General features: G+C 70.2%; 12 protein-coding genes. 7 read left to right on the top strand and 5 right to left on the bottom strand.

The window, feature by feature from the left end; genetic code table 11:
* The 3 genes from HOQ08_RS00755 to HOQ08_RS00745 form a co-directional block, all read right to left on the bottom strand.
* Positions 1 to 298: trehalose-6-phosphate synthase (locus tag HOQ08_RS00755; protein ID WP_291190055.1), on the bottom strand; the 298-nt coding region annotated here is incomplete at its 3' end.
* 51 nt (positions 299 to 349) lie between these two features.
* Positions 350 to 1,159, bottom strand: coding sequence for a trehalose-phosphatase (otsB, locus tag HOQ08_RS00750; protein WP_291190052.1), 810 nt, complete (start codon positions 1,157 to 1,159; stop codon positions 350 to 352).
* A 132-nt stretch (positions 1,160 to 1,291) separates the two neighbouring features.
* Positions 1,292 to 2,614, bottom strand: a complete 1,323-nt coding sequence (locus HOQ08_RS00745; RefSeq protein ID WP_291190058.1) for a hemolysin family protein — start codon at positions 2,612 to 2,614, stop codon at positions 1,292 to 1,294.
* A gap of 173 nt (positions 2,615 to 2,787) precedes the next feature.
* On the opposite strand from HOQ08_RS00745, the gene HOQ08_RS00740 reads away from it, so the two are divergent.
* Both HOQ08_RS00740 and HOQ08_RS00735 read left to right on the top strand, forming a co-directional pair.
* Positions 2,788 to 3,417, top strand: a complete 630-nt coding sequence (locus HOQ08_RS00740; RefSeq protein ID WP_291190049.1) for a pit accessory protein — start codon at positions 2,788 to 2,790, stop codon at positions 3,415 to 3,417.
* A gap of 13 nt (positions 3,418 to 3,430) precedes the next feature.
* Entirely contained in the window at positions 3,431 to 4,549 is a 1,119-nt protein-coding gene (locus tag HOQ08_RS00735; RefSeq protein WP_291190047.1) for an inorganic phosphate transporter, read from the top strand.
* A gap of 31 nt (positions 4,550 to 4,580) precedes the next feature.
* Here the strand turns inward: HOQ08_RS00735 and HOQ08_RS00730 are convergent, their stop codons facing one another.
* Entirely contained in the window at positions 4,581 to 4,985 is a 405-nt protein-coding gene (locus tag HOQ08_RS00730) for a hypothetical protein (protein WP_291190044.1), read from the bottom strand.
* Between the two features lie 65 nt (positions 4,986 to 5,050).
* On the opposite strand from HOQ08_RS00730, the gene HOQ08_RS00725 reads away from it, so the two are divergent.
* The 5 genes from HOQ08_RS00725 (at position 5,051) to HOQ08_RS00705 (ending at position 10,371) form a co-directional block, all read left to right on the top strand.
* Positions 5,051 to 5,389, top strand: coding sequence for an MGMT family protein (locus HOQ08_RS00725; RefSeq protein WP_291190041.1), 339 nt, complete (start codon positions 5,051 to 5,053; stop codon positions 5,387 to 5,389).
* 122 nt (positions 5,390 to 5,511) lie between these two features.
* A complete protein-coding gene (recQ, locus tag HOQ08_RS00720) occupies positions 5,512 to 7,326 on the top strand; it encodes a DNA helicase RecQ (RefSeq protein ID WP_291190038.1) in 1,815 nt (604 codons plus the stop codon).
* Positions 7,327 to 7,442: 116 nt separating this feature from the next.
* On the top strand, positions 7,443 to 7,670 hold the full coding sequence (locus HOQ08_RS00715) for a hypothetical protein (RefSeq protein WP_291190035.1): 228 nt from the start codon (positions 7,443 to 7,445) through the stop codon (positions 7,668 to 7,670).
* A gap of 524 nt (positions 7,671 to 8,194) precedes the next feature.
* The gene (locus HOQ08_RS00710; RefSeq protein WP_291190032.1) at positions 8,195 to 8,629 is read left to right on the top strand and encodes an FHA domain-containing protein; all 435 of its coding nucleotides are present in this window, start codon (positions 8,195 to 8,197) and stop codon (positions 8,627 to 8,629) included.
* Positions 8,614 to 10,371, top strand: coding sequence for a protein kinase (locus HOQ08_RS00705; RefSeq protein ID WP_291190029.1), 1,758 nt, complete (start codon positions 8,614 to 8,616; stop codon positions 10,369 to 10,371). The genes HOQ08_RS00710 and HOQ08_RS00705 overlap by 16 nt, the downstream gene beginning before the upstream one ends.
* Before the next feature lie 30 nt (positions 10,372 to 10,401).
* Here HOQ08_RS00705 and HOQ08_RS00700 read toward each other — a convergent pair.
* Positions 10,402 to 11,122, bottom strand: a 721-nt coding sequence (locus HOQ08_RS00700; protein WP_291190026.1) for a LysM domain-containing protein, incomplete at its 5' end; no start/stop codon positions are given.

The following is an 11,122-nucleotide window of genomic DNA, read 5'->3' as shown; positions in this document are numbered from 1 at the left end:
CGGGCCGGTAATGGAACAGCGGCCACAGCGTGCGGTTGGCGAAGCCGGCGTAGAAGTCGTCGTGGTCGGCACGCGAGAGGTCGATGGTGACGTAGTCGATCGCGTCGTCGCTGAGCCGGTGCAGTTCCCCGGCGCTGTGCGCGGCGAGCTTGCCGCTCCAGCCGAACCACAGGCCGCCACGCTCCTGCAGCGCCGCGCGCATGGCCGAGGCGAGGCCACCGGTGGCGGTCTGCCTGGGCAGCGCGACGCGGTTGGAAACCACCACCAGCCGGCCGGGCTTTCTGCCGGCGCGGCTCACTGCGTCACTCCCCGCCGGACGCGGGTGAAGATCGGCGCGGCCAGTCCGCGGCTAGGAGTCGGTTGGCTGTCCTCCATCGGGGGTGGCATCGATCGGAACTCCCTTGGGCCCGGCGGGTTCGCCGAGCGCTTCCCGCACCCGGTCCAGCCAAGCCTGGACGGTCACCGGGCTAGGCAGCGTGAACCGCGCGTGGCTCGGCTCGCGCCAGCCGACGCGCACGCTGATGCCGCCGGCGCGGTTGACCGCCGCGAAGGCGTGCTCGTCGGTCAGGTCGTCGCCAAGGTAGACCGGCATGCGGCCGGCGAAGGGCGGGTGCTGCATGAGCTCCTCCACCGCGCGGCCCTTGTCCATGCCGACCGGCTTGAACTCCATCACCAGGTTGCCCGGCTGCAGTTCGTAGCCGGGCAGCTCGGTGGCCAGCGCCTCGGCCGCGATGCGCAGTGCCGCCAGGCGTTCCGGTGCGCGCCGGCAGTGCAGCGCCATGGCGTGCTGCTTGTCTTCCAGTTGTACGCCCTCCAGCCGTGCGGCCAGCGCCTGCACGGCGCGGCGCATGCGCGCCTGGTCGGCCGGATCGATGGCGATTTCCCGGTGGCGGCCGTCGTGGTGGCGTAACTGATAGCCGTGCAGCCCGGCCAGTGCCCAGGCCGGATGGCCGAAAAGTTGGAGAAGATCCGCCATGCCGCGCCCGCTGACCAGGGCCAGCGCGCCGTCTAGCCGGGCGTACAGCGCCTGCAGCAGCGCGCGCAGCGCCGCCGGCACGGCGACCATCGCCGGGTCCTGGGCGAACTCGAGCAGGCAGCCGTCCACGTCGAGGAACAGGGCCCAGCGCTGGTCCGGCCGGGGCAGCGGTGGCGCCGGCAACGGGGCGCTCGCGACGGACTCCGATGAAGGCATCCGCGACAGCCTAGCAAGGCGTGCGTGAAAGGCCGGACCACGCAAGCCGTCGGTGTGCCGCGGCTCCTCCGAGCGCCAAGCCCCGGGCGCGAGGCTTGGCTACTGCTCGTCGTCGGCCGCCTCGATGCGCGGCGCGGGCATCACCAGCAGCTTGTCGATGCGCGCGCCGTCCAGGTCCACCACCTCGAAGCGGATGCCGCGCCAGGCGAACACCTCGCCCGTCTGCGGGATATGCCCCAGCGCCGCCATGACCATGCCGGCGGCGGTGCGGAACTCGTGTTCCTCCTCGCCGGGCAGGCGTTCGAGGTGCAGCAGTTCGCGCAGGTCTTCGGTGGAGAGCGAGCCGTCGATCAGCCAGCTGCCGTCCTCGCGCGGCACGATCGGCGGATGTTCCTCGCTGCCGCCATGGCCGAGCTGGCTGGCGCCGACCACCGCGGCGAGCAGGTCGTTGAGCGTGACCAGCCCGTCGATGTCGCCGTATTCGTCGACCACCAGCGCCATCGGCGTCTCGGCGTCGCGGAATTCTTCCAGCAGGTCCATGGCGCGCGCGGTGGCCGGCACGTACAGCGGCCTGGCGAGCTGGCGGAACAGCTCCGGCGTTTCGCCGGCGATGCCGCCGATCAGGCTCTTGACCTCCAGCACGCCGACCACCTCGCTCTCGTCGCCGCGATAGACCGGATAGCGCGAATAGGGCGTCTGGCGCATCACCGCGATGTTCTCCTCGCGCGAGGCGGACTGGTCCAGCCAGGCGATGCGCATGCGCGGCGTCATCACGCTGTCGACCGAACGGTCGCCCAGGCGCAGCACGCGGTTGACCATGTTGTGCTCGTCCGGGTCGAGCACGCCCTGCTCGGCGCTTTCGGCCACCAGCAGGCGGATCTCCTCTTCGGTGACGCTGCCGCGGCCCTGGTCGTTCACCCGCAGCAACCTGAGCAGCAGCCCGCTGGAGCGGTTGAGCAGCCACACGAACGGCCCGGTGATGCGCGATAGCACCAGCATCGGCACGGCGGCGGTCACGGAGAGCTTTTCGGGCGAGGAAAGCGCCAGCCGCTTGGGCACCAGCTCGCCGATCACGATCTGGATGTAGGAAATCACCACGAAGCCGACCACGATGCCGATCACGTGGGCGTATGGGGCCAGCCAGGCCACGTGGCCGCCCTGCAGCAGCCCGGCGAAGCGCGTGCCCAGCCGGTCGCCGGCCAATGCGCCGGTCACCAGCATCACCAGCGTGATGCCGACCTGCACGGTGGAGAGGAAATGCTCGGGCGCCTCGGCATGGCGCAACGCCACGCGGGCGCGCCGGCTGGCCTGGGCCAGCTGCTTGAGGCGACTCTTGCGCGAGGCGACCAGCGCCATCTCCGACAGCGCGAAGAAGCCGTTGCAGACCGACAGCAGGATGACGAGCGCGACGTCGGTCAGCATCGCGGCGGGGTACTTCGGGGTCGCATGGGCGGCAGTGTACGGGATGCCCGGAAGCGCCGCAGCGGCGCGTGCAGGCGCGGTGAAAGCCGTCGCGCGCACGCAGGCCGTGCGGCCGGCGCGGTGGCTACGGTAACATTCGCGCGGTTTTGACCTTTCTCCAACCAGGCGGGCGCATGTTTTCACTGCAGACCATTTTCGGTAAGGGCGACAAGTTCTACGGCCTGCTCGAACAGAGCGCCGAAGCCGCCCGCGAGAGCGCACGGGCGCTGCACCAGATGCTCGCGGACAAGGCGCGCGCTCCGGTCATGGCCGACTTCACCGGCGCCCGCGCCCGCGAGAAGGCACTGGCCGCGCAGATCAGCGAGGAGCTGGTGAACACCTTCGTCACCGCGCTGGACCGCGAAGACATCGAGGCGCTCAATTCGGCGCTGTACAAGATTCCCAAGACCGTGGAGAAGTTCGCCGAGCGCTATTCGGTCGTGGCCGAGCGGGTGGCGGACGTCGATTTCGCCCAGCGCGCCCGCGTACTGGAGGAATCGGCGAGCGTGGTGGTGGAGATGATCGGCGAGCTGCGCCGGGGCCTGCGCATCGATCCGGTCAAGAAGCTGCAGGATCGCCTGCAGGCGCTCGAGTCCGAAGGCGACCGCATGCTGCTGGCGCCCTACCGCACGCTGTACGTGGAAGGCAACGACGCGATGAAGGCGATGCTCGCCAAGGACCTGTTCGAGCTGATCGAGAAGGCGATCGACAAGTGCCGCGACGTCGGCAACATCGTCTATTCGATCGTGCTCAAGCATTCCTGAAAAGGCCGCGCGCATGAGCCTCGGGCTGGTTTTCGCGGTGGTGCTGATCGCACTCGCCTTCACCTACATCAACGGCTTCCACGACACCGCCAATTCGATCGCCACGGTGGTGGCGACCAAGGTGCTCAGCCCCGGCCAGGCGGTGCTGCTGGCGGCGGTGACCAACATGTTCGGCGCGCTGTGGGGCACCGCGGTGGCCAAGACCATCGCCGCCGGGCTGATCGACACCCATGTCGTCGACGCCGGCCCGCAGTTGCTCATCTGCGCATTGCTGGCGGCGATCGTGTGGAACCTGATCACCTGGTGGCTGGGCCTGCCCTCAAGCTCCAGCCATGCGCTGGTCGGCGCATTGGTCGGCTCGGCCATTGCCGCCTCGGCGGGCAACTTCCACTCGGTGATCTGGGCCCAGGGCGACTGGTGGGCCGGCAAGGGCGTGATCCCCAAGGTGGTGGTGCCGATGGTGGTCTCGCCGCTGATGGGTTTCGTGATCGGCTTCGTGCTGATGGGCGCGCTCTATGCGCTGTTCGCCTGGCTGGCCAACCGCAAGGGCTGGCTGCGGCGGCTGGGCCGCACGCCGTTCGTCAATGCGCTGTTCGGCAAGGCGCAGATCGTCTCGGCCACCGCGATGGGCGTGGCGCACGGCATGAACGATGCGCAGAAGAGCATGGGCATCATCGCGCTGGCGCTGGCCGGCGGCACCGCCGCGGGGCAACTCGACCACCTGCCGCACTGGCTGGGCTTCCTGCGCATCGCCGGTTCCGCGGGTGGAGGCTTCAACGTGCCCTCATGGGTGGCCGTGCTGTGCGCGCTGACCATGGCCGCCGGTACCGCCGGCGGCGGCTGGCGCATCATCAAGACGCTCGGCCACAAGATGGTCAAGCTGCACCCGATCAACGGCTTCGCCGCCGAAGGCAGCTCGGCGGCGGTGATCCTTACCGCCTCGGCCTTCGGCATTCCGGTGTCGACCACCCACAACGTGTCCGCCTCGATCATGGGCGTGGGCGCGGCCAAGCGGTTCAATGCGATCCGCTGGTCGGTGGTCGAGCGCATGGTGTGGGCCTGGATCCTGACCCTGCCGATCACCGCGATGCTCGCCTACGGCTTCGTGCGGCTGGCGAGCGCGTTCGGCTAGACGGAACTGCCGGGAGGCCCGGCGCAACGGCTTAGAAGCTGTCGCCCTCGTTGGCGACGACCTGTTCGAGCTGGTCGCCGAGCAGGCCCAGTTCGGCGATCAGGCGTTCGAGCTCGGTGCCGTCGAGGAATTCGTACGGGCGGTTCTCGCACAGGTGCAGGTAGGGCGACCCATCGAGGTCGGCCACCGCCAGGAAGCCCGTGCGCTGCTCCCAGTTGAAACGCAGGCAGCGGCGCGGGTCGATGCCGGCCAGCGGGCCGATCGGCGTGGAAAGGCGCAGATAGCGGCGGCCGCCTTCGTCTTCCAGTTCCGCCAGGTAGATGCCCTGGTGGCGGCCCAGCGGCAGGGTCAGGTCGAAGCTGATCAGGTACGGGTCGTTCTGCCGCAGCGCGTACTGGCTGCCGACATGGGAACGAACGGCTTCGAAATGGCGCATGGAACGGGCTCCTTGGTCGAGGGCGGATGGTAACCTGCGCCCCCATCGTGCCCAAGTGACGGCCTATGCAGGAAAACCACGCGCGCGTCTATGCCGCCATCGCCGCGATACCGCGCGGCCGCGTCGCCAGCTATGGCGCGATTGCCGCCCGCGCCGGGCTGCCCGGTCGCGCGCGGCTGGTCGGCAAGCTGCTGGGCCAGACGCCGGAGGGCATGGCGCTGCCCTGGCATCGCGTGCTGCGCGCCAGCGGGCAGGTGGCGTTGCCGCCGGGCAGCCGCGGGTTCCGCGAGCAGTGCCGCCGGCTGCGCGCCGAGGGCATCGAGGTGAGGAACGGCCGCGTACCGCTGTCCCGCTTCGGGCTCGATGCGAACCTCGATCGCGCGTTGTGGGGCCTGCCGGGATAGCCTCCCGCGCGATCAGCCGGAACCGATCCTGCCTGTTCCTACAGCTCACGTCCGCAGCAGCTTACGGCTCGCCGCGACCGCCGCGGACGGCGGCGGCGGGCCGCTTTGGTAGCATTTGCGCGATGTCTTCCCGCGCCCTCGAACTTCTCCACAGCGTCTTCGGTTACCCAAGCTTCCGCGGCCAGCAACAGGCCATCGTGCATGCGGTGGCCGAGGGCGGCGACGCGCTGGTGCTGATGCCCACCGGCGGCGGCAAGTCGCTGTGCTACCAGATACCTGCGCTGCTTCGGGCGGGCACGGCGATCGTCGTCTCGCCGCTGATCGCCTTGATGCAGGACCAGGTCGACGCCTTGCGCGAGGCCGGCGTGGCTGCGGCCTACCTCAATTCCAGCCTGGCGGCGGACGAGCAGCGCGAGGTCGAGCGCCGGTTGCTCGCCGGCGGGCTGAAGCTGCTTTACGTGGCGCCCGAACGCCTGCTTACGCCACGCTTCCTCGGCCTGCTCGAGCAGGTCGAGGTGGCCTTGTTCGCGATCGACGAGGCGCACTGCGTATCGCAGTGGGGCCATGATTTCCGCCCCGAGTACCGCGAGCTGGCGGTGCTGCATGAGCGCTTTGCGCAGATCCCCCGCATCGCGCTCACCGCCACCGCCGACCCGCGCACGCGCGAGGAGATCGTCGAGCGGCTGGGCCTGCGGCAGGCGCGCCAGTTCGTCTCCAGCTTCGACCGGCCGAACATCCGCTACCGCGTGGCGCTCAAGCACAACCCGCGCACGCAGCTGATGCAGTTCCTCGACGGCCACCGCGGCGAGGCCGGCATCGTCTATGCGTTGAGCCGCAAGAAGGTCGACGACACCGCCGCGTGGCTGGCCGAGGCGGGCATCGAGGCGCTGCCCTACCACGCCGGCCTCGATGCCCGCACGCGGGCGGCCAACCAGCAGCGCTTCCTGCGCGAGGACGGCGTGGTGATGGTGGCCACGGTCGCCTTCGGCATGGGCATCGACAAGCCGGACGTGCGCTTCGTGGCGCACCTGGACCTGCCGCGCTCGATGGAGGGCTACTACCAGGAGACCGGCCGCGCCGGCCGCGACGGCCTGCCGGCCGAGGCATGGATGATCTACGGCTTGGCCGACGTGGTGACGATGAGCCAGATGATCGCCCAGTCCGACTCGGCCGACGAGCGCAAGCGCATCGAGCGGCAGAAGCTCGAGGGCCTGCTCGCCTTCGCCGAGGCCACCCGCTGCCGCCGTGAACTGCTGCTGGGCGCGTTCGGCGAGGATTACCGCGGCCCGTGCGGGCAGTGCGACAACTGCATCGAGCCGCCGAAGACCTGGGACGCCACCGTGCCCGCGCAGAAGGCGCTCTCGGCGGTCTACCGCAGCGGCCAGCGCTTCGGCGCCGGGCACGTGATCGACATCCTGCGCGGCATCGACGGCGAGCGCATGCGGCAGATGGGGCATGACCGGCTCACCACCTTCGGCATCGGCGCCGACACCGACGAGAAAGGCTGGCGCTCGGTGTTCCGCCAGTTGCTCGCCGCCGGCCTGCTGGAAGCCGACGCCGAGGGCTACGGCACGCTGCGCCTGACTGCGGCCAGCCGCGCGGTGCTCACCGGGGGCCAGCGCGTACTGCTGCGCGAGGACGCCCGGCCCGCAAAAAGCGCTCGCCGCCGCCGCGACAGCCAGCTGGTCACTGGCGCCAACCTGGGCATCGAGGCCTACGAACAGCCGCTGTGGGAGGCCTTGCGCGCCCTGCGCACGCGCCTGGCCAGACAGCAGGGCGTGCCGCCCTACGTGGTGTTCCACGATGCCACGCTGCTGGCCATGCTGCGGGCGATGCCCGCCAACGAGGACGAACTGGCCGGGGTCAGTGGCGTGGGCGAGGCCAAGCTCAAGCGCTATGGCCGCGATTTCCTGGCGGTGATCAACGCGGCGGACTAGGTAGCGGTAGGTGCATCGCGGTGTAGGCGCCGGCCTACATTCGGGAGTGTCTGCCGCCTCTACGCGAAATTCACGATTTCAAGCACATTGGGCGGGTCTTCCCTGGACCTACCTCGATGAAGATCATCATCTCGCTGGTTGAGTGCGACGGCGGAACGTGGAGCGTGTGCCGCGAATCGGTTGTGCTGCATGCCCAACTGCGGCTGGGACCGGCGGTCAAGCTGGCGCGGCAGGCGGCCCGCGACGAACACCAGCGCTCCGGACACGAGGTGTCGGTACTGCTGACCGGCCTGCAGGAAGCCATCCCGCTGGCCCACTACGGCGCGGAATCGGCCGCAGCCTGAGATTCGCCACGCCACGGCCCGCGGCCGGGGATCGGTTCATCGCACCTCGGCGACCTCCTGGGAAGCGATCTTTCCACCAGGCAGCAACAACGCGCTGTCGGTGCGTGCCGTGCGTCCGCCTCGCCGCCCTTGATCCGGCCACGCGCGTTCCGCTGGCCGGACTGCCATCGCACCGGTGTACGGTCCGGTGCCGGCGCGCCGGCATGGCCGGCATCCGGGCGCCTCGCCAGCGCCACGCGCGCATCCGGGCTGCGGACAGGCAAGGCCCGGCTCCCCGGGTGAGCGGCTGGCCGGCGCCTGGCCACGGGGCGGCATGCGCTCCGCTTGATTGGGTGAACGTTGTCACAGTCCGGCACAGCGGCATAAGGCCAGGCTTCCCCATGCCTTGATGACGGGCGCTTGGTTATAGTGCGCGGACTTCCCACCGAGGTTCCTTGATGGACGGTCACGGCCAGCCACCCGTACTCCCCCGCAACAGGCGCTCTTCCGGGCCGCAGGGGACCAGGCTGTTCTCCGCCGAGGAGTTGCGCCAGTTCGCCCGCGAGGCGACCCCCGTCGTGCTGGGCCGGGCCAGCGCCGCCGCGCCGGTGCTGGAGGGCGCCAGCGGGGATTTACAGGGCCGGCGCATATCGCTGCGGCCGGGGCGCCAGACGATCGGCCGGCGTGGCGACAACGACGTGGTGCTGGAGGACCTGAGCGTCTCGGCCTCGCACGCCTGGATCATGAGCCAGCGCAACCAGTACGTGATCATGAACACCCTGTCGACCAACGGCACCTTCGTGAACGGCAAGCGCGTCCATGAAGCCACCTTGCGGCACGGCGACCGCGTGCGCTTCGGTCAAGCGGAATTCACCTTCCTGACGCGTGAACGCGGCGCCGGCTCCGACTGGCGCGGCTGGCTCGCGCTGGGCGTGGCGGCACTGGCGGTCCTGGGGCTGGCGGCATGGTGGCTGGCCTGATCCTGGCGGCGGACGAGCGGAACATCCCGCCAAAGGTGGGGCGCTACCGTATCGAGGGCGTGCTGGGCGCCGGCGCGATGGCCGTGGTCTACGCCGGCTTCGATCCGGAGATCGAACGCAAGGTGGCGATCAAGTGCCTGCGCAGCGCGGTGGCCGCCGATCCGGGCTATCGCGGGCGCTTTCTCACCGAGGCGCGCGCGGTCGGCCACCTGACCCATCCGCACATCGTCACCCTGTTCGACGTGGGCGAGATGGAGGATGGCCGTCCCTACATCGCGATGGAGCGGCTCTCCGGCGACACCCTGGCCACCCGGGTCGCGCGCGAGGGCCTGCCCGCGCTGCCGGTGATCATCGGCCTGGTCGAGCAGATCGCCAGCGCGCTGGACTACGCCCACGCGCAGGGCGTCGTCCACCAGGACATCAAGCCGGAGAACATCATGCTCTCCGACGGCTGGCAGCACGCCAAGGTGAGCGACTTCGGCATCGCCGAGCGGCGCGATCCGCGTTCGCCCGGGGCGCCGAGGCGCGAGATCGGCGGCACGCCGGCCTTCATGGCTCCCGAGCACCTGCACGGCGAGCGCACCGATGCGCGCAGCGACCTGTTCTCGCTCGGCGTGGTGCTGTACTGGCTGCTGAGCGGCAAGCTGCCCTGGAACGAAACCGGCGACGTGCGGCGGCTGCTGGCCGAGCGCCAGCGCCTGCCGCAACCGGCGCTGCAGGCGCGCGACCCGTTCACGCCCTCGATCCTGCTCGACATCGTGCAGACCCTGCTCGCTCCCGCGCCCCAGGATCGCTACCAGCGCGGCGCCGAACTGATCGACGACCTGCGCCTGGCGCTGCGCGAATACGAGCGCCTGCACGAAAAGCCCATCGCCACCCGGCTGATTTCGTTGCGCCTGCGCTGGGCCGGCCTGCTGGCCGCGGTGCTCAGCTTCACGCTGCTGATCGGCCTGGCCGCGATCTACGCCCGGCAGAACGCGGCCGTCACCGGCCTGGCGCAGGACTTCGGGAGCTCGCTCGGCCGCATGGTGGCCAGCGAGGCGGCGGAGAACTTGCTGCTGGACGACCGCGCGGCCACGCGCGCGCTGGTGCAGGACATTTCGCGCAACCGGCAGATCTACTACCTCGCCGTCGCCAACCGCTACGGCGAAGTGATCGCCAGCACCCGCGCGGACGAACAGGGCCGTCCGTTGCCGGAGCGCACCAGCGAGGGCTTCCTGCCGGGCGCCGGCGACATCAGCAGCTACCGCGTGCGCATCCCCGACGGCAGCGATCCGGGCGAGATGCTGGTGTTCGACGTGCCGGTCCGCTACCAGGCCGCCAAGGTGGGCCAGTTGCGCCTGGGGATCAGCGATGCGCCGCTGCGTGCTGCGCAGAAGACCACGCTCAAGGCGATCGTCGCAGTGCTGCTGGTGACCCTGCTCGCGGTGACCGGCGCGGCCTGGTGGCTGTTCCGCCGGCTGCTCGGCCTGCTCGATGTGCTCGGCGAAGCCATGCTGCGGGTCGGCCGCGGCGATTTCAGCCATCGCATCCGGCTGGTCCGGCACGACGAACTGGGCCGGCTGTTCACCGCCTTCAACCTGATGTGCAATGCACTGCAGGCCCGCGAACGCCGGCCGCGCCGGCCGAAGGCGGTGTCCGCCACGCCGCTCGAACTGCCCACCCGCATCCTGCCTGCGACGGAGCGGGTCGAGGACAAGGCGTCGCGCGATAACGACACGCCGACCGGAGCGGGACGCTAGCCCCTCTCTTTCAGGGGCGGGAGCCCGGCCTCAGAACTGCTTGAGCCGCTGCTTGAGCTCGAGCGCGCGCGCTCGGTAGACCGTCGCCGGCTCGAAACCCGGCTCGATCGCCAGCACGCGGTTCCACAGCGAGATCGCCTGGTCCAGCTGCTGGTCGCGGTAGAGCACGATCGCGCGCTGGTGGTAGACCGAGACCAGTTGCTGGCGCAACGCCTGCGCATCGGCACCTGCCGCCGGCAGGTTCAGGTCGGCGTCCAGTGCCTCGTCCATCCGTTCCAGCGCCTGCGTGTGCTGGCCTTTGCGCAACAACGCCAGGCTTTCGTCCTGCAATCGACGCGCCTTCGCCTCGCTGGAGGCGCTGGCCGCAGCCGGGCGTTGCTCCGGCGCGGCGGCTTCCGGTGCGTCCGCCGCTGCGATGCGCGAGGCCGGCAGGCGCAGTTTCTGGCCGGCGCGCAGCAGCGAGGGGTTGGTCGAACCGTTGTAGCGCGCCAGGATCAGGAAGCGGCCACCGTCGCCCAGGTAGCGCGCCGCCAGTGTGCTGTAGGAATCGCCCTGTTTTACCAGGTACTCGCGCGAGGCGCGGCCAAGCGCCTGCTGCGGATCGACGGTGAGCTGGTGCAGCATGCCCTGCGCCGCGCGGTCCTCCGGATGGGCCTGCAGGTAGCGGTGCAGCTGCCGCTCGCCCTCGGCGTAGTGGCCCAGCTGCAACTGCGGGTTGACGAGGGCGGCCAGCGAAGGCGGCGGTGGTTCG

The organism is Frateuria sp. (genome assembly GCF_013362045.1).
Classification (GTDB): domain Bacteria; phylum Pseudomonadota; class Gammaproteobacteria; order Xanthomonadales; family Rhodanobacteraceae; genus Frateuria_A.
The sequence above is the reverse complement of the archived record's forward strand: the minus strand, read 5'-3'. Positions and strand labels throughout refer to the sequence as shown.